Genomic DNA, 17160 nt, shown 5'->3' with positions numbered 1-17160 from the left:
AGGAGAGATGACCGAGGTTCTGATCGCGGGAGCCGGGCCGACCGGGCTCACGCTGGCCATCGATCTCGCGCGCCGCGGTGTCGGTGTGCGGATCGTGGAGAAAGCCGAGACGTTCTTCGAGGGTTCACGCGGCGACGGCCTCCAACCGCGCACGCTGGAGGTCTTCGAAGATCTCGGCGTGCTGGACGCCGTGCTAGCCGCCGGGCAGGCGCCGGTGCCGATACGCATCCACCTGGGCGGCGAAGTCGTCGGCGAGCGGATGATGGCCGAACCGGTCGAGCCGACGCCGGACGTGCCGTATCCGAACGGCTGGTTCCTCGGCCAGTCCCGAACCGAGGCGATCTTGCGCGACCGGCTCGCCGAATTCGGTGTCCAGGTCGAGCTTGGTACCCCGCTGCTCGGGTTCGAACAGGACGCCGACGGCGTGACCGCCGAGCTGCCGGGCGAGCGGATCCGGGTCGGCTACCTCGTCGGCGCGGACGGTGGCAAGAGCTTCGTGCGCAAGGCGCTCGGGATCGCGTTCGAGGGCACCACCGACGAATCGATCCGCATGCTGCTCGGCGACGTCCAGGCTGAGGGGCTCGATCGCGCGTACGGGCACTGGTTCGCGAAGCCCGAGGACCCGATGTCGGGGATCGTGCTCACGCCGCTGCCCGGGGTGCCGCACTTCCAGTTCGGCGCGTCACTGGGCGAGGAGGCGGTCGAGGCGTCGCTGAAGACGTTGCAGTCCCGGTTCGACGAGCTGTCCGGCGGTGGGGTCCGGTTGCACGATCTCGCCTGGTCGACGGTGTGGCGGCCGAACATCAGGCTCGCCGGACGATTCCGGGAGGGTCGCGTGTTCCTCGCCGGCGACGCGGCGCACGTCCACCCGCCCACCGGCGGACAGGGGCTCAACACCGGCGTGCAGGACGCGTACAACCTGGGCTGGAAACTCGCCGATGGTTCGGCCGAGCTGCTCGACAGCTACGAGCCCGAGCGGCGCGGCGTCGCGGCGCGAGTGCTGAAGATCAGCACGGAGATCCTGGAGAAGTACAAGGAAGGCTCGGAAGACGCGCACGAACGCGGCGAGAACACGCGTCAGCTCGACATCGGGTATCGCGGCGGCCCGCTCGCGCCCGCGTCGACCGGCCGGATCCGGCCCGGCGACCGCGCGCCGGACGCGCCGCTGGCCGACGCGAACGGCAAACCCGTCCGGCTCTTCGAACTGCTACGCGGCCCGCAGGCGACCGTGCTGGTGTTCGGCGACGGTCCCGCGCCCGAAGGCGCGCGCCGAATCCTGCCCGCGGGCAGCACCCTGTCCGATGTGGACTTCGAAGACGTCGGCGGGCACGCTTTCGCCGCATACGAGGCCGAGAACGGGCGCCAGGTGCTGATCCGGCCGGACGGCTACCTTCGCGCGATCACCGCCTGAGCGGCCTCGTCGACCTCGGCCCAGGCATCGCGCCACACGGCACGGACCTCGGCTCGGCGCAGCAGTTCCTTCTCCGCGACCCGGCCCGCGATGAAGGCGACCTCGGCGTCGACAGAGGCGACGACAGTGCGCATGCGATCGGCGGCGACGCAGGCGTCCTGATGTTCCCCGAGGACGGTCTGGAAGTTCTTCGTGGCCTTGATCAGCCGCTGGATCCGCTCCGCTTGCTTCTTCTTCGCGGCAGGCTTGGCCATCTCGGCGGCGTAGCGGAGCTTCTTGCCGTAGATGCGAAGCGCGTGAAGGTCGTCGTCCGGGGGATTGGTGGAAAGCGCCTTCACGGCCTTCGCGAGCTTTTGATGCGGCTTCGCGAGGCCGGCGACGAGATCCGCTGAGGAGGACCCGGCCCCGGAAGTGGATTCGCCGGTGGCGGGCTGCCGGGCGAGACGGCCGATGTCCTGCAACATCGCGGCGTACCGGGGGCTGGCGAGCGCGCGTGTGAGCCGCCGCTTCGCGACTCCGCGTTCGGTGACGAACTTCGAGACCAGACGGCGCGCGGCGGGCTGGTCGCGCACCTCGAACTCCGCGACGACCTCCCGCAGATGTCCGATCAGGACGTCGTGATCCCGGACTTCACCAAGTGACTGGCCGAGCCAGCCCAGCTCCGCGCGCACCGGTTCGGCGTCCGGTCCGATGAGGCGGCCCGACAGCTTGAGGACACTGCGCATGCGGCGCAGCGCGACCCGCATCTGGTGCAGGTCCTCGGGGTCGGCGCCGGATTTGGTGCCGGGTTCGTGCGCGAGGAGCGCGCGGATCTCGACGTCGAGTTTGACCCGGACGTGGGCGGCCGCCGGATCGTCCGGCCCGGCTTTCGCGGGACGTTCACCGAGCCCGAGTGCGGCAGGGGTGGTCGAAGGGACGTTCTTGCGCGGCGGGGCCTCGGCTGTCACAAGATGAATTCTAGGTGAACCGGCGAGGTGGTACAGGCCGTGAGAGAAGCGAGGGACCTTTGCTATCGCTCTCCGGGGGAGAGTGACAGCAAAGGTCCCTTGCTCTCTTTTCGCAGGTCAGTTGGCGTGCAGGGCCGCGTTCAGCTCGATGCCGACGCCGCTGCGCGCGACGACCTCGACGGCGCCGGTCCCCGAATTCCGCCGGAACATCGCGCCCGAGATGCCGGACAGCTCCCGCGCCTTCACGACCTTGCCCTCGAAGGTCACCTTCGTGCCCGCCGTGACGTAGAGGCCGGCCTCGACGACCGAGTCGTCGCCGAGCGAGATGCCGATGCCACCGTTCGCGCCGATCAGGCAGCGCTCGCCGATCGAGATGGTCTCCTTGCCGCCGCCGGACAGGGTGCCCATGATCGACGCGCCGCCGCCGACGTCGGAACCGTCGCCGACCACGACGCCCGCGGAGATCCGGCCCTCGACCATGGAGGCGCCGAGCGTGCCGGCGTTGAAGTTGATGAAGCCCTCGTGCATGACCGTGGTGCCGTTGGCCAGGTGCGCGCCGAGACGGGCGCGGTCGGCGTCGGCGATGCGGACGCCGGTCGGCACGACGTAGTCGACCATCCGGGGGAACTTGTCGACGCTGTAGACGGTGACGTCGCCACGCGCCCGCAGCCGCAGCCGGGTCGCCTCGAAGCCCTCGACCGGGCACGGCCCGTGGTTGGTCCACACGACGTTGGCCAGCAGGCCGAAGATGCCGTCGAGGTTCGCGCCGTGCGGCCGGACCAGCCGGTGCGACAGCAGGTGCAGGCGCAGATAGACGTCGTGCGTATCGCCGGGGGCGTCGGAGAGGTGGCCGATGGTGGTGCGGACCGCGACGACCTCGACGCCGCGGTCGGTGTCCGGACCGAGCTGGGCGGCGGCCGCCTCGCCGAGGGCCTCGGAGGCCTCTTCCGCGGTCAGCCGCACCGTGCCGGGCTTGTCCTCGGCGTTCTCGGTCAGCTTGGGCAGCGGGAACCAGGTGTCCAGCACCGTGCCGTCGGTCGTGACGGTGGCCAGTCCGACGCCGGTGGCGCCGGTCGTTTCGGGATCAGGGGTCTGCTCGCTCACGCCCTGAACGGTAACCCAGTGACCTGCGTCAACCGCCGACGAGGCTCTTCACGCTGGTCAACGCCGCCGACATGTCGACGAGCGCCTGGCCGCACGCGCCGCCGGGCGCGGCCTGGTCCTGGCAGTTCGCGGTGCGGAAGGCGGCGATCGGGCGATCGAGGGCGTCGGCGCTCGCCGACAGATCCGGCCTGCGCTTGCGGACACTGCCCGCGGCGCTGGAGAGTTCGGTGACGTACTTCTGGCAGCCCTTGGGTGATTCGGCTCCCGGCGTCAGATAGCACCGGTCGGTGGTCAGTGCCTTGAGCTTGATCGGCAGCACGTCCGGACCGGCGCTCTGGGTGGGCTTCACCGTCACCGGGACCTCGCCCGATCCGCAGCCGCTGAGTAGCAGGAGAAGGGCGACCAAGACCACTCGCATGCGCACTCCCTCACGGTAGCCCCGCGGCCCCGCCGGTACGGTGCGGGCATGCCTTCGCTCGATCTGCACGCGGACCCCGTCGACCTCACCGCCGCGCTGGTGGACATCTTCAGCGTCTCGGAAGAGGAGAAGGTCATCGCGGACGCCGTGCAGGCCGCGTTGGAGACGCAGGCGCCCCACCTCGAGGTGATCCGCAACGGTGACGCCGTCCTCGCCCGCACGAACCTCGGCCGTCCTTCGCGGGTGGTGCTGGCCGGGCATCTCGACACCGTTCCGGTCAACGAGAACCTGCCGGTGCGCCGTGAGGGGACAGGTGACGACGAGATCCTGCACGGCCTCGGCACCGTCGACATGAAGAGCGGCGACGCCGTCTTCCTGCACCTCGCCGCCGCTCTCCGGGAACCCCGGCACGACGTCACGTTCGTGTTCTACGACTGCGAAGAGATCGAAGCGACGAAGAACGGTCTCGGCCGTATCGAGCGCGAGCTGCCCGAATGGCTGCGGGGCGACCTCGCGATCCTCGGCGAGCCTTCGAACGGCGGCATCGAGGGTGGTTGCCAGGGCACGATGCGGATCGAGATCCGCGTCGAAGGCGTCCGGGCGCACACCGCGCGCGGTTGGATGGGCGTCAACGCGATCCACGGCCTCGCCGAACCGCTGCGCCGGCTGGCCGAGTACACGCCGCGAGTGGTCGACATCGACGGCCTGACCTACCGCGAGGGCCTGCAGGCCACCAAGATCGGCGGCGGGGTCGCGGGCAACGTCGTACCGGACGAGGCCGTGCTCACGGTGAACCATCGCTTCGCCCCGGACCGGAGCGCCGAGCAGGCCGAAGCCCACCTTCGCGAGGTCTTCGAGGGCTACGACGTGAAGGTTGTCGACTTGTCGCCAGGCGCTTTGCCCGGCTTGAGCGTCCCCGCGGCGGCCGAGCTGGTCGCGGCGGCCGGTGGCAAGGCGGTCGCGAAGCTGGGCTGGACCGATGTCGCACGCTTCGCGGCCCTCGGGATTCCGGCGGTTAACTTCGGTCCCGGCGACCCGACGCTGGCGCACACGCGGCAGGAACACGTGCGGGCCGGTGAGATCCGTCAGGTCGCCGCGGTGCTGCGCGAGTTTCTCGGCTAGGCGCCGTCGCTGAACCGCGGGAACCGTTCCCGTGACGATGAAGGAATCGAGACGTTGAGTGTCCCGATTCCTTCATGGCCGCCTGGCCACTCTGACCTGCGGAAAGGGAGCAAGGGACCTTTGCTATCGCCCCGGCGAGTCCTCTTCGGCGCCCAGCAGGAGCAGTCCACGCCGCAGCAGGTCCGCGGCCTCTTCGATGCGCCCTTGATCGAGAAGCAGCCCTCCCGCTTTGTCGACCGAAGCGGCCAAGACGCCGCGAGCGTCGCGGAGCGCGGCCACGTCGATGGCGTGCGTGAAGCCCGCTTCGGCTGCTTCGAGATCGCCACGGGCCAACGCCAGTGAGCCCTGCTGGAACATGAGCGAAGCGGAGTGCGGCGAGTCCGCCGGGATGGCTTCGGCCGCTTCGGAGAGCAGCGCGGCGGCGTCGTCGAGGCGACCGAGTTCGCGGCAGAGGTCGGCGAGTTCCAGGGTGACGGCGTGATCGGGCGCGGCCGCCCTTGACGCGCGAAGGTCCGCGAGAGCGCCTTCAAGGTCGTCGGCACGACGGACCAGGGCCCGCGCGAACAGACACCGGGCCAGCACCGGCCGCAAGGCACGCTCGTGGAGCAGATCGTGCAGTACCGATACGGCAGCGACGGCGTCCGCCACCCGCCCTTCGCCGAGGTAGGCCTCGGCCAATCGTCGTTGGTTCTCGGTGAGTTCGGTCAGGATCTCCTCGTCCCCGCGAGCCAGCCGCAGTGCCTCGCTCGCGTGCTGCGCGGCCTGAGCGGTCTCGCCGAGGCGGAGGTGCCCTTCGGCGAGGTGTCCCCGCAAGGTCAGCAGGAGCACAGGATGCGGATGGTCCTCAAGGCTCGCGTCGAGTGCGGTCCGGAGCAGGTGCATCCCGTGGTGCGGTTCGCCCCAGCCGATCAGGACGTTCGCCCGCGACGCCATGGCCAGTTCGCGGTACGGCGGGACGTCCTCGCTGAGGGCGGCTTCGGCGGCGGCGATCAGTCGTGGCCGATCGTCGCTCTCGCTGTACCGCGCGAGCCACAGCCAGGCGAGCCCTGCCTGGCGCGCCCGGCCGATCCGCTCCGCTCGCCGGGCCAGCCGCCGCATTTTCAGAGCCGAGCCCTTCCCCGTCAGGAAGTCCGACGCGGCCATCGCGATGTCCAGATCGAGCCGGACGTCGTCGCGGGGCGAGGTCACGCCGAGCAGTTCGCCGGTGTCGACCCCGAGCCGGGCGGCGAAATGGCGCAGCGCGTCACCGGATGGGGTCCGTGCCCCCGTCTCGACGGACGAAACGTACGCGGCGGTGTAGTGCGGCTCGGCGAGTTCACGCTGTGTGAGGCCGCGCTCGGCGCGCAGCCGTCGCAGTCGTCCACCGATCTCCTCGCCCATGACCGAGAACGATACGGCGCGACAACTGACTCGTGAGTGCTAATGACGGTTCTAACCGTCATTAGCACTCACGAGGCGGGTCTCAGCGGCCCTGCAACGCTTTCACGTTTCGCCCGAACGTCCAGTTCCGCGAGCCGTCCCAGTTGATCGACCACGTCATCAGGCCCTTCAGCGACGGAATGCTGCGCCATGCCTGGGAAACCAGGCTGGGCGACATGTATCCGCCACCGGCACCGGCCTGCGCGGGCAGCCCTGGCGCCTGCTTGTCGTAGGGCACGCGGATCGTCTGGCCCTGGATCACCAAACCCTTGTCGAGGCAATTCGTCTGTGCGACGAAGCCCTGAACCGTCCCGGCCTGGTACGAATCGCCCGAGCAGCCGTACATGCTTCCGTTGTAGTACTGCATGTTCAGCCACCACAGCCGGCCGTTGTCCGCGTACTTCTTGACGATCGGCAGGTACGCGCCCCAGATCGAGCCGTAGACGACGCTGCCGCCGGTGACGTACGCGGTCTCCGGTGCCATGGTGAGGCCGAAGTTCGGCGGCATCTGGGCGAGTACGCCGTCGATGATGCGGATGAGGTTGCTCTGCGACGGCGACAGCGAGTTGATGTTCCCGTTGCCGACGAGGCCGGTCTCGATGTCGATGTCGATCCCGTCGAAGTTGTACTTCTTCAGGATCGGCACGATGGTCGAGACGAATTTGTCGGCGACCGCGGTGGAATTCAGGTCGATTCCCGCGGTGGCACCGCCGATCGACATCAGGATCGTCGCGCCCGCGTCCTTCGCGGCGCACATTTCGGCGGGGGTCGCGACCTTCACAGTCGCGTCCATCCCGTCCTCCCATTTGACCGTTCCGTCGGACAGGATGACCGGAAAGGCGGCATTGATCACGTTGTATCCGTTGGCTTTGATCCGCGCGTCGGTGATCGGGATCCAGCCCATCGGCGGATGGACGCCGTTCGAAGCGCCGTCCCAGTTTTCCCAGTAGCCCTGCAGGACCTTGCCCGCGGGCTTCGACTTGACCGGGCAGACGTCGGCGTCCACCGAGGCCTGCGCCGGGGTCAAGACGACGAGTGTGGTGGCGGCGAGTACCGCCGCGCCGGTGATGGCGAGCAGCCGTGAGACGCGACCGAACATACCCAGCTCCCCTCTCGAAAAGGAATGCGGTTGAACAGGAAGCGGCCGTTCGGCTCAACATAGATCGCGGTGTCCGCACGCCGCTACCGACGATCGGGTGGTCTAGACCAGATATCGAAAAGTTGTCCGGACCTCGTTCCGTGAAAAGCACGAAGGCCATCTCACGAGGCCGGGTGTCCTCGTGAGATGGCCTTCGTCATTCGGGTGGTCAGACGGTGATGGTCCAGCTGTCGAGCGTGCCGGTGTCCTGCGCGTAGGCGTCGTAAAGCACGAGCGTCCACGTGCCGGAAGCGGCTTCGTTGGTCACCGGCACCGAGTACGTCCTGGTACCGAGATCGGTGCAGGGGAGCGAACCGGTGGCCTTGACCGAATACGTGCTGCCGTCGGGGGCCTTCAGGCTGATCCGGAGGTCCTCGGAGCAGGTGTGCGTCCCGGTGACCGACACCTTGACCGGCGAGGTCGCCGTACCCGTCGCGCTGGACGTGATCGGGCTGTTGACCGTCGCGTAGTCGTTCAGCGCGTAGTCGGTGCCGTTGGTGAACGTGCGCACGCTGACGTCGCCGACCGTGAGCGTGTACTGCGCCGTGCGGTCCACCGAGGTCCCGTCACCGGTCACCGTGATCGTGCTGGTGCCGTTGGGAGTGCTCGCCGACGTCGCGATGGTGAGCGTCGAGGAACCGCCCGACTGCACCGAAGCGGGGTTGAACGTCGCGGTCGCCCCGGCGGGAAGACCACTGGCGCTCAGCGAAACCGCCTGTGCCGCACCGGAAGTCGTCGTGGTGTTGACCGTGACGGTCGCCGACTGTCCTGCTTGGACGGTGCCGGAGGCTGGCGAAAGGCCGATCGAGAAGTCGGGGCCCGTCGACGCGCCGACAGCCAGCTTCCAGACCGCGTAGGCGATCGCGTCGCTGTTCTTCTCCAGCGGGGTGTCCGGGATGTTGGACAGCGTGTCGCAGGCGCGGTGGTAGCAGCTGTCGAACGCCCTTCCGGCGGTGCCGCCCCACTTCTGTTGCTGCGCGGCGCTCTTCGTGTATCCGGCACCGGTCGCGAGACCGCCGACCGGGATGCCCGCGCTCTTGAACGACGCGTGGTCCGAACGGCCGTCGCCTTCCGTGTCGCCCTCGGTCTGGATGCCGATCGTCCTGAAGTACTCGTCGAACACCGCCTTGACCGAAGCCACGTCGTCATAGACGAAATAGCCCCAGTTGTCGGAGCCGATCATGTCGAAGTTCAGGTAGGTCTTGATCTTCGTGCGCTCGGTCTGCGGCAGGCTGTTGACGTAGTGCTTGGACCCGCGCAGCCCGGACTCCTCGTCGGCCCACCAGCCGAAGCGGACCCGCTTGGCCATGGTCGGGTTCTCGCGCGCCAGGGTCAGCGCGACTTCGAGGATCGAGGCCGAACCCGAACCGTTGTCGTTGATCCCGGGACCGGCGGCGACGCTGTCGAGGTGCGCGCCGAGCATGATCACCTGGCTGGCGTCACCCTGCGGCCATTCCGCGATCACGTTCTGGTTCTGGCCCGCGCAGGTCGTGCAGGTCTGCAACGTGACGTTGTAGCCGGCGTCGCGCAGTTTCTGTGCCACATAGGACACCGACGCCGGATAGCCAGGTCGTCCGGAGGCGCGGTTGCCACCGTTCTGGTTGGCGATCGTCTGCAACGCGCTCAGGTGCGCCTTGACGTTGGCGAGCGAGATGTCCGGCGCGGCGGCGGCCGTGGCCGCCTGCGCGGGCGCCGTGACGACACCCAGTACGGCGGCCATGCCGACGACGGCCGCGCCTAATCGCTTTCCCCACTTCATGCCGGGGTATTCCTTTCTCGGGCGGTCCGTGAAGGCCCCCTTCCCTACCCTCAAGGTAAGCAAGGAGGCCTTCACGGAACGGGGGCTAGACGGTGATCGACCAGCTGCTGAGCGTGCCGGTGTCCTGCGCGTAGGCGTCGTAGACCACGAGGGTCCAGGTGCCGGCCGCGACTTCGTTGGTCACGTTGACCGAGTAGTTCCGGGTGCCCAGATCGGTGCACGGCAGGGAACCGGTCGCCTTGACCGAATACGTGCTGCCGTCGGGGGCCTTCAGGCTGATGCGAAGGTCCTCGGAGCAGGTGTGCGTGCCGGTCACCGTCACCTTGACCGGCGACACCGCGTTGCCGGTCGCGGTCGAGGTGATCGGGCTGTTCACCGTGGCGTAGTCGTTCAGCGCGTAGTCGGTGTCGTTGCTGTAGGTCCGCACGTCACCGCCGGTGCCGACGGTCAGCTTGTACTGCGCGGTGCGCGCGCCGCTGGCCCCGGTACCGGTCACCGTGATGGTGCTGGTGCCCTCAGGGGTGCTCGCCGACGTCGCGATGGTGAGCGTCGAGGAGGTGCCGGACTGCACCGAAGCCGGGTTGAACGTCGCGGTCGCCCCGGCCGGGAGGCCACTGGCGCTCAGTGCCACCGATTGCGCCGTACCGTTGGTGGTCGCGGTGTTCACCGTGACGGAGGCCGATTCGCCCGGCTTCACCGATCCCGACGCCGGGGTGACGCCGACCGAGAAGTCGTTGCCCTGCGGGGTACACGACGTCGGTTCGCCGGTCGCCGCGGTCACGCTGACCGCGTCCCACGCCGCCTTGGTGGTGGTGAACTCGGTGCAGGAACCCGGGTACAGCGCGAGCGCCGCTTCCAGGGTGGCCTTGCGGGCCGCCTTGTGGTTCCAGCTGGAGGTCTTCTTCAGCAGGCCGTTGTAGAAGATCTTCCCGGCCTTCTGGATGCCGATACCGGTGATCGAGGTGTTGTTGCAGGTCGGGCTGGCGGGCTTGCCCACCGGCGCGGTGCCCTCGGCCAGCAGGTAGAACCAGTGGTTCTGCGGACCGGCGGCGGCGTGCACCTCGGTGTTCGGGATGGACGACGAGTAGCAGTCGGGGTTGCCGGAGATCCGGCTCGGCTGGTTCATGTAGCGGATCGGCCCGCGGCCGACCAGGTTCACGCCCTCGCCGACGTCGTAGTCCGGGGTGTCCTTGGCGTTGTTGGCGTAGTGCTCGGTGATGGCGCCGAAGATGTCACCGGTGGACTCGTTGAGGCCGCCGTTCTCGTTGCCGCTGCCCGCGCCGCCCGGCGTGGTCTGGAAGATGGCGTGGCCGTACTCGTGCGCGACGACGTCCATCGGGGTTGCCTGGCGCTGGCTGTCCGAGGAGCGGCCGTAAGTGGTCGAGGAACCGTTCCAGTAGGCGTTGGCCTGGTTCAGGCCGACGTAGGCGGGGAAGCCGCCGCCGTTGCCGTTGATCCCGTTGCGGCCGAGCCATTCGCTCAGCATCTTCCACTCGGTCTGGACGCCGAAGAGCGCGTCGACACAGGCGGTTTCCAGGTCGGTGCCGGAGCCGTTGCCCCAGTTGTCGTCCGGTCCGCTGAAGGGCGAGCCGTTCTGGCGGGCGCAGCTGATGTTGGTGCGCTGCGGGTCGCGCATGGTGTACGTGCCACCGGAGTTCGTCGTGTCGATGGAGACGTTGCCGACGTAGTAGCTGTTCCCGGCGCCCAGCGTGCCGACCTCACCGGTCGTGGTCTGCGCGGCAGCGGGAGCGTTGGACATCTTGACGTCGTCACGCGTCTGAAGGATGGCGCCGGTGGTCCCGTCCACGAAGACGTGCAGATTGCTCGGCGCCGTCGCCTTGGTGCCGGCGACGACCACCTCGTAGGCGAGCTTCGGAGAATTCCCCGCCAGTACGACGAGCTTCGGCGCGGTGACGCCGTCCACTGTGGACAGCTGGCCGCGGGCGACCTCGGTCGCCTTCGCCGCGGTGATCTTGGCCTTGATGTCGACCGAGATCGCCGCGGTCTCCGCGGCGCTGGTGCCCCGGACGCGTCCGGCGCCGTCGGCGACCACGACCGCGTCCCCGCCGACCACCGGCAGGCCACGATAGGTTCGTTCGTAAGCGGCGTAGAAGAGCCCTCCGCCACCCGGAGTCAGTCCGACGCGGCGGAAAGCCTCCTGGGCGCCCTTGCGCAGACTGTCCACACCGGCCGCGGCGGCCTGGTCGGCCGCGTTCGCGGCCACGGAATCGGGGCTCGCGGGCTGGCTGGTGACGGTGGTCGCGTTCGCCGGGGTCGCCGGGAACGTCAAGCTCAGGGCAAGGCCGGCGATGGCCGCCAACCCTGTTCTGAGCCCTCGTTGAACGGTCATGGGGAACCTTCCATGGGCAGGACCGTGTACCCGGGACGGCCAGCGGCGCGGCGGGGAATTCGACCGGGGTGGGAGCACGGCGGGGACGGGGAGTGTGTCCGCCGGGATAACTGGAGTTATCCCGATGGACACGTCCGAGTAAAGGAGCCGGTCACCGGACGAGTCAATGGGCCGGATGGCCTAGCGGAACAGTCGAAGATCTTTTCGCCAGGAGTAAAATCCCTGTGTAGTAAGGATTTTCCCGCCAGCCGCGACATATGGCGACTTTCGTATGGTTTTCAGTCCAACGGCCCGGAATCGGACATCGCGGCCGCGCGAACGCCACGCCGATACGCCGCCGCCGCTTCGCCGAGCAGGCCGCGGGCGCGCAAGGTGTCGCCCAAATGCAGCGACGTCGCCACGAGCGCGCCGCGCAATTCGGACTTTTCCTGTGCGGTGGCCGCTTCTTCGAGTAACGCGGTCGCCTTGGGCAGATCGCCACGGGCGCGGGCGATGAGTCCCAGCAGGCGGAGAACCTCCGCCTGGGCTTCGATGTCGGGGGATCGATCCAGAAGCGGGCGGATTCCCTCGGCGAGTTCGGCGGCCTCGTCGAGCGCGCCTTGACGGCGGCGGACGTCGGCGAGTTCGATGGTCGCGCCGAGGACGCCTTCCTGAGAGCCGGCTTCGGCCAAGAGATCGCGGGCGAGCAGCAGTTCGGCGTGCGCGTCGTCGAGTTTGCCCAGCCGCCGCCACAGGAAGCCGCGGGCCCAGCGGCTCCGGGCGGCGTCGCGGTCGTAGCCGATGGAAGTGAACAACCGCAGCGCTCGCGAAAGATCCTTTTCGGCGCGGTCGGCCAGTCCGATCGCCTGCCACAATTGCGCGGCCTGCCGGTGGTAGCGCGCGGCGATGTCCTTGCGGTGCGCGGAGGCGAGGGCGCGCCGTCCTTCTTCGGCAGCCCGCCGGGCGCGGCGGAGCGCGCCCATTTCGATGAGCGGGTGGATGAGCGCGGTCACCAGTGCGAGTTCGGCGTCGGGATCGACCGGGCCGGCGGCGCGGAGTTCCGCGAGCGCGGTTTCGACGAGCGCGACCGACGCGCCCAGATCACCCGATAGTGCGCGGCAGGCGGCGACCCGGTTGACGATCATCGCGCGCAACCGGGGCGACGCGGCTTCGGCGAGTTCCATCGCGTGGGCGAAGCCCTCGGCCGCCGATGGGATGTCGTACCGCTGCCACCGGACTTCGCCGAGATAGAACCGCGCGTGGCATTGGACGTCCGGCAGCCGGTATGCGGCCGCCCGGTCTTCGATCCGGGTGAACTCCCGCTCGGCGGCATCGAGGCCACCCTGTTGCAGCTCCCGATACGCCGTCTCGAGCGCGGCGGTGAGTTCTTCGGCCGCGCCCGGCGGCCTGCCGAAGCGGAGTTCGTCCTCGGTCAGGCCGAGCCGCACCGCGAGATGGGAGAGGACGTCGTCCGAGGGCACGCGGCTGCCGGACTCGACTTTGGCGAGGAAACCGCGGTCGTAGCGGGGCTCGGCGAGCTCACGCTGGGTCAGCCCGCGGGCCTTGCGCAACCGCCGGATCCGCGCGCCGAGTGGTTCGGCCTCCGTTCGCAGGGACGGCATCGGTACACGGTAGACGATTACCCGGCGGGTATCCGGGGTCAGCCGGACAGGTGGGTGAGAAGCGCGGTGAAACCGGTCGCGGAGACCACGAGGACCGGCCTGACGTGGAGCGGGAGTTCCCGCTGCTTGGTGTCCCGGATGCCGACGAGGGTGCCGTCGGTGCCGACTTCGACACAGGCGTTCTCTTCCCAGTGCGTATAGCTCGACTTGTGCCAGCCGGACATGCGCTCGTGCCAGGTGAGGGTCATCGAAGCTCCATTCGGTCATCTGTGGGATACCCGCTGACCATGCTTCGAATCCTGTGGTTTCCCGACTGGCAACTGAACTCACCGGTCGGGTGAAACGGACATATTGACGAGGGCTGGCCGGGGCGCTAGCGTCGTGCGCAATAAAAAGGAAACTTTCTTAACTAAGCAAGACCAATTGTGAGCGGGGCGCCGATGATGGTGAGTTCCTGGTCCCGGGCGGTGGCCGCGGTTTCGGCACTGGTCCTCGGGGGTTTGACGGTTCCGGCGGTTTCGGCCGCGGCGGCGGTGCGAGGTGAGGTCCGGGTCGATCAGGTCGGCTACGGCATCACCGAGACCAAATACGCCTATCTTCTGTCCAGTGCGCCGGGATCTTTTTCGGTGGTCGACGAACGCGGCCGGACCGTCCATCGTGGACGGACCGGGGCTTCGCTCGGCGCGTGGAACGCGCAATACCCGGCGGTGTACCAGCTCGACCTGTCGAAGGTCTGGCTGCCGGGCAAGTACCGGATCGAGGTCAGCGGCGAGACCAAGGCGACGTCGCCGACGTTCCGGGTGGACACGAAGCAGCGGCTCTTCACGCCGCTCGTCCGTGCCACCAACGAGTTCTTCCAGGCGCAGCGCGACGGCGACGACATCGTTCCGGGCCGTCTCGACCGTAAACCCTCACATCTGGCGGACAAGCAGGCCACGGTCTACGAATGGCCCGCGTTCGGCGGTGAATTCGGTGACGAGATCACCGAACCGCTGAAGCCGGCAGGCGGGCCGATCGACGTCGAGGGCGGCTGGGTCGACGCGGGCGACTTCGTCAAGTTCACGTCGAACACGGCGTACTCGTTGGCGGAGCTGGGTTATGTGCTCCGCGAGGGCTACGACCCGGCGCTGGCCAAGGAGGTCACGCTCGGCCTCGACTGGCTCGACAAGATGTGGGACCAGAACAGCAAGACGCTCTACGCCCAGGTCGGGATCGGGACGGGGAGCGACAAGTTCGGCTTCCTCGGTGACCACGACGTCTGGCGGAACCCACACGACGACGACCCGCTCGACGTGAAACCCGGTGACCCTAAGTATTTCGTGAAGCACCGGCCGGTCTTCCCGGCGAACCCCGGCGGTTCCGCGCTCAGCCCGAACCTCGCCGGCCGCGTGGCCGCCGCGTTCGCGCTCGGCGCGCAGGTGGAGGCGCGGCGGAACCCGGCGCTGGCCGGGAAGTACCTGGCCGAAGCCGCCTCGGTGTTCGCGCAGGCCAAGACCGAGAACGTCGGCGAACTGGTCACCGCGTTCCCGCACGCGTACTACCCGGAATCGTCCTGGCGGGACGACATGGAACTCGGCGCGACGCAGCTCGCCTTGGCGGGGAAGGCCTTGCGGGATCCGCGGTCCACCGACTGGACGCGGCAGGCGGCACACTGGGCGAAGGCATACATCGACCTCGAGGAGAAGAGCACGCTCAACCTGTACGACACCAGCGCGCTGGCGCACGCCGAACTGGCGAAGCTCCTGCGGCACGGTGTCCCGGGTGCGGCGCTCGGTCCGAAGGAGCTGATCAGCGACCTCCGCCGTCAGCTCGACGAAGGTGTCGCGAGCGCGGCTCAGAGTCCTTTCCGGACCGCCGTCTCGGTGAAGGAATTCGACGCGGCGAGCAAAAGCTTCGGGTTCGCCGCGACCGAGCGGCTGTACGCGGACCTGACCGGGGACCGCCGGTACGCGGCGTTCGGCTCGCAGCAGCGGAACTTCACTCTCGGCGCGAACGCCTGGGGCATCTCGCTGGTCGTCGGCGTCGGCACCACGTACCCGCGGTGCCCGCACCATCAGGCGGCGAACCTCGCCGGCGAGGAGAAACTGCTCTACGGCGCCGTCGTGAACGGTCCCAACGGGGCGGAGAACTTCGAGCACATGGAGCTCCCGCCCGGTTCGAAGGACTGCAAGAAACCCTTCGAAGCCTTCGACACCCCCGAGGCCCGCTACGCCGATGACCTCGCCTCGTGGCCCAGCAACGAGCCGGCCATCGACTTCACCTCGACGGCCATGCTCGCGTTCGCGCTGACCGGACGTTCCTAGCCGCTTTCGCGGGACCCGCTCGCCCGAGCGGGTCCCGCGTTCGCGAATCCGACAACTCCTGTTCGCGGCGATGCTGCCGCTCCGGACCGTGACGACGTCGTAGTCTTGGCGGGGTGAGTGAGACAAGCGAGTTCCCCGACGGCCAGTACCCGGAACGTCCGATCGAGCGCCACAAGGGCCCGGTCGTGCTGCGGCGGGATCGCCGTGACCAGGGCAGCACCACCGACCAGCGCCTGCTGGACTCACGGGGGCCGAGCGACTGGGTGCACACCGACCCGTGGCGGGTGCTGAGGATCCAGGCGGAGTTCGTCGAAGGCTTCGGTGCGCTGGCCGAGGTGCCGCGCGCGGTGACGGTGTTCGGTTCGGCGCGGACCAAACGGGACAACCCGGAATACGAACTCGGCCGCAAGATCGGCGGCGCGCTCGCGAACGCGGGCTTCGCGGTGATGACCGGCGGCGGCCCCGGCACGATGGAAGCGGTGAACCGCGGCGCCAACGAGGCGGGTGGGTTCTCCGTCGGCCTCGGCATCGAGCTGCCGTTCGAGCAGGGCCTGAACCCATGGGTCGACCTCGGCGTCAACTTCCGGTACTTCTTCGCCCGCAAGACCATGTTCATCAAGTACTCGCAGGCGTTCATCTGCCTCCCCGGCGGCTTCGGCACGCTCGACGAGCTGTTCGAGGCGCTCACGCTGGTGCAGACGAAGAAGGTCACGAAGTTCCCGGTCGTGCTGTTCGGCAGCGCCTATTGGGGTGGCCTGTACGACTGGATCGCCAGTTCGCTGCTCGCCGAAGGCAAGATCGGCCAGAAGGACCTCGAACTTCTGCACGTCACCGACGACATCGACGACGCCGTGCGCGTCGTGCAAGAGTCGTACAAGGCGTGGGAGGACACCCACTGATGGCGGCGCCGCGCAGGGTATGCGTCTTCTGCGGCTCGTCGATGGGCTTCGACGCGCGCTACGCGGCCGAGGCCCGTGCGCTGGGAACGCTGCTGGCCGCGCGGGGGATCGGGCTCGTCTACGGCGGGGCTTCGGTCGGCACCATGGGCGTCATCGCGGACGCCGCGCTGGCCGCGGGCGGCGAGGTGATCGGCGTGATCCCGGAGGCGCTGGGCAGCGTCGAGATCGCGCACGCCGGCCTGACCGAACTCCACGTCGTCGCCGACATGCACCAGCGGAAGGCGAAGATGGCCGCGCTGTCCGACGGCTTCCTCGCGCTGCCCGGCGGGGCCGGGACGCTGGAGGAACTGTTCGAGGTGTGGACCTGGGCCCAGCTCGGGCTGCACGAGAAGCCGATCGGGATGGTCGACGTCGGCGGGTACTACGCGCCGCTGCTGAAGTTCGCCGACCACATGGTCTCGGAAGGCTTCTTGTCGGCGGGGTACCGGGACATGCTTCTGATCGACTCGGACGCTTCGGTCCTTCTGGACGCCTTCGCGGACTACGTGCCTCCTCCGCGGCCTAAGTGGGCTAAGTAGCGCTTTTTGTCCGGTGGGTCGTGAGTGGCGATTCGGGTTCTAGCCCGAATCGCCACTCACGGCCAACCCATCCCGCCCCGCGCCGCCGACTCCTTGTCGGCCGATTCGGCT

Annotated in this window: 14 protein-coding genes; 5 read left to right on the top strand and 9 right to left on the bottom strand. The window is 68.6% G+C overall.

Annotation, left to right across the window (positions count from 1 at the left end; translation table 11 throughout):
• Nucleotides 1-7 precede the first annotated feature (7 nt).
• Nucleotides 8-1411, top strand: a complete 1404-nt coding sequence (locus ACZ54P_RS21480) for an FAD-dependent monooxygenase (RefSeq protein WP_465463319.1) — start codon at nucleotides 8-10, stop codon at nucleotides 1409-1411.
• Here the strand turns inward: ACZ54P_RS21480 and ACZ54P_RS21475 are convergent.
• From ACZ54P_RS21475 to ACZ54P_RS21465, 3 genes are all read right to left on the bottom strand, one after another.
• Nucleotides 1387-2358 (bottom strand): CHAD domain-containing protein, encoded by a 972-nt coding sequence (locus tag ACZ54P_RS21475; protein WP_465463318.1) that lies wholly within the window; start codon nucleotides 2356-2358, stop codon nucleotides 1387-1389. The two genes, ACZ54P_RS21480 and ACZ54P_RS21475, sit on opposite strands and share 25 nt — an antisense overlap.
• A gap of 117 nt (nucleotides 2359-2475) precedes the next feature.
• Complete coding sequence (gene dapD, locus ACZ54P_RS21470) at nucleotides 2476-3462, bottom strand: 2,3,4,5-tetrahydropyridine-2,6-dicarboxylate N-succinyltransferase (RefSeq protein WP_465463317.1); 987 nt, start codon at nucleotides 3460-3462, stop codon at nucleotides 2476-2478.
• A gap of 28 nt (nucleotides 3463-3490) precedes the next feature.
• A complete protein-coding gene (locus ACZ54P_RS21465) occupies nucleotides 3491-3880 on the bottom strand; it encodes a hypothetical protein (RefSeq protein ID WP_465463316.1) in 390 nt (129 codons plus the stop codon).
• Nucleotides 3881-3928: 48 nt separating this feature from the next.
• Between ACZ54P_RS21465 and dapE the strand changes: the two genes are divergently transcribed.
• Nucleotides 3929-5002: a succinyl-diaminopimelate desuccinylase gene (dapE, locus tag ACZ54P_RS21460; RefSeq protein WP_465463315.1), complete on the top strand. Its 1074-nt coding sequence runs from the start codon at nucleotides 3929-3931 to the stop codon at nucleotides 5000-5002.
• Nucleotides 5003-5125: 123 nt separating this feature from the next.
• Here the strand turns inward: dapE and ACZ54P_RS21455 are convergent, their stop codons facing one another.
• From ACZ54P_RS21455 to ACZ54P_RS21430, 6 genes are all read right to left on the bottom strand, one after another.
• Nucleotides 5126-6382, bottom strand: coding sequence for a helix-turn-helix domain-containing protein (locus ACZ54P_RS21455; RefSeq protein ID WP_465463314.1), 1257 nt, complete (start codon nucleotides 6380-6382; stop codon nucleotides 5126-5128).
• An 82-nt stretch (nucleotides 6383-6464) separates the two neighbouring features.
• Nucleotides 6465-7520, bottom strand: a complete 1056-nt coding sequence (locus ACZ54P_RS21450; RefSeq protein ID WP_465463313.1) for a chitinase — start codon at nucleotides 7518-7520, stop codon at nucleotides 6465-6467.
• A gap of 208 nt (nucleotides 7521-7728) precedes the next feature.
• The gene (locus ACZ54P_RS21445; protein WP_465463312.1) at nucleotides 7729-9318 is read right to left on the bottom strand and encodes a M28 family peptidase; all 1590 of its coding nucleotides are present in this window, start codon (nucleotides 9316-9318) and stop codon (nucleotides 7729-7731) included.
• Nucleotides 9319-9403: 85 nt separating this feature from the next.
• Entirely contained in the window at nucleotides 9404-11668 is a 2265-nt protein-coding gene (locus tag ACZ54P_RS21440; RefSeq protein WP_465463311.1) for a M4 family metallopeptidase, read from the bottom strand.
• Between the two features lie 278 nt (nucleotides 11669-11946).
• Entirely contained in the window at nucleotides 11947-13269 is a 1323-nt protein-coding gene (locus tag ACZ54P_RS21435) for a helix-turn-helix domain-containing protein (RefSeq protein ID WP_465463310.1), read from the bottom strand.
• A gap of 38 nt (nucleotides 13270-13307) precedes the next feature.
• Entirely contained in the window at nucleotides 13308-13517 is a 210-nt protein-coding gene (locus tag ACZ54P_RS21430) for a DUF397 domain-containing protein (RefSeq protein ID WP_465463309.1), read from the bottom strand.
• 192 nt (nucleotides 13518-13709) lie between these two features.
• On the opposite strand from ACZ54P_RS21430, the gene ACZ54P_RS21425 reads away from it, so the two are divergent.
• The 3 genes from ACZ54P_RS21425 (at nucleotide 13710) to ACZ54P_RS21415 (ending at nucleotide 17049) form a co-directional block, all read left to right on the top strand.
• Nucleotides 13710-15572 (top strand): glycoside hydrolase family 9 protein, encoded by a 1863-nt coding sequence (locus tag ACZ54P_RS21425; RefSeq protein ID WP_465463308.1) that lies wholly within the window; start codon nucleotides 13710-13712, stop codon nucleotides 15570-15572.
• Nucleotides 15573-15685: 113 nt separating this feature from the next.
• Nucleotides 15686-16471 (top strand): LOG family protein, encoded by a 786-nt coding sequence (locus tag ACZ54P_RS21420; protein ID WP_465463307.1) that lies wholly within the window; start codon nucleotides 15686-15688, stop codon nucleotides 16469-16471.
• The gene (locus ACZ54P_RS21415; RefSeq protein WP_465463306.1) at nucleotides 16471-17049 is read left to right on the top strand and encodes an LOG family protein; all 579 of its coding nucleotides are present in this window, start codon (nucleotides 16471-16473) and stop codon (nucleotides 17047-17049) included. The genes ACZ54P_RS21420 and ACZ54P_RS21415 overlap by 1 nt, the downstream gene beginning before the upstream one ends.
• Nucleotides 17050-17160 lie beyond the last annotated feature (111 nt).

The sequence above is a fragment of the Amycolatopsis sp. NPDC034160 genome (assembly GCF_055575355.1).
Note: the sequence above shows the minus strand (reverse complement) of the source record. Positions and strands in the feature narration are given on the sequence as shown.

Excerpts from the sequence above, each read along its gene's own strand:
- ACZ54P_RS21465 (WP_465463316.1), bottom strand. The coding sequence starts at position 3,880 with ATGCGAGTGGTCTTGGTCGCCCTTCTCCTGCTACTCAGCGGCTGCGGA.
- dapE (WP_465463315.1), top strand. The coding sequence starts at position 3,929 with ATGCCTTCGCTCGATCTGCACGCGGACCCCGTCGACCTCACCGCCGCG.
- ACZ54P_RS21415 (WP_465463306.1), top strand. The coding sequence starts at position 16,471 with ATGGCGGCGCCGCGCAGGGTATGCGTCTTCTGCGGCTCGTCGATGGGC.
- ACZ54P_RS21440 (WP_465463311.1), bottom strand. The coding sequence starts at position 11,668 with ATGACCGTTCAACGAGGGCTCAGAACAGGGTTGGCGGCCATCGCCGGC.
- ACZ54P_RS21450 (WP_465463313.1), bottom strand. The coding sequence starts at position 7,520 with ATGTTCGGTCGCGTCTCACGGCTGCTCGCCATCACCGGCGCGGCGGTA.
- ACZ54P_RS21430 (WP_465463309.1), bottom strand. The coding sequence starts at position 13,517 with ATGACCCTCACCTGGCACGAGCGCATGTCCGGCTGGCACAAGTCGAGC.
- ACZ54P_RS21480 (WP_465463319.1), top strand. The coding sequence starts at position 8 with ATGACCGAGGTTCTGATCGCGGGAGCCGGGCCGACCGGGCTCACGCTG.
- ACZ54P_RS21435 (WP_465463310.1), bottom strand. The coding sequence starts at position 13,269 with ATGCCGTCCCTGCGAACGGAGGCCGAACCACTCGGCGCGCGGATCCGG.
- ACZ54P_RS21445 (WP_465463312.1), bottom strand. The coding sequence starts at position 9,318 with ATGAAGTGGGGAAAGCGATTAGGCGCGGCCGTCGTCGGCATGGCCGCC.
- ACZ54P_RS21425 (WP_465463308.1), top strand. The coding sequence starts at position 13,710 with ATGATGGTGAGTTCCTGGTCCCGGGCGGTGGCCGCGGTTTCGGCACTG.
- ACZ54P_RS21455 (WP_465463314.1), bottom strand. The coding sequence starts at position 6,382 with ATGGGCGAGGAGATCGGTGGACGACTGCGACGGCTGCGCGCCGAGCGC.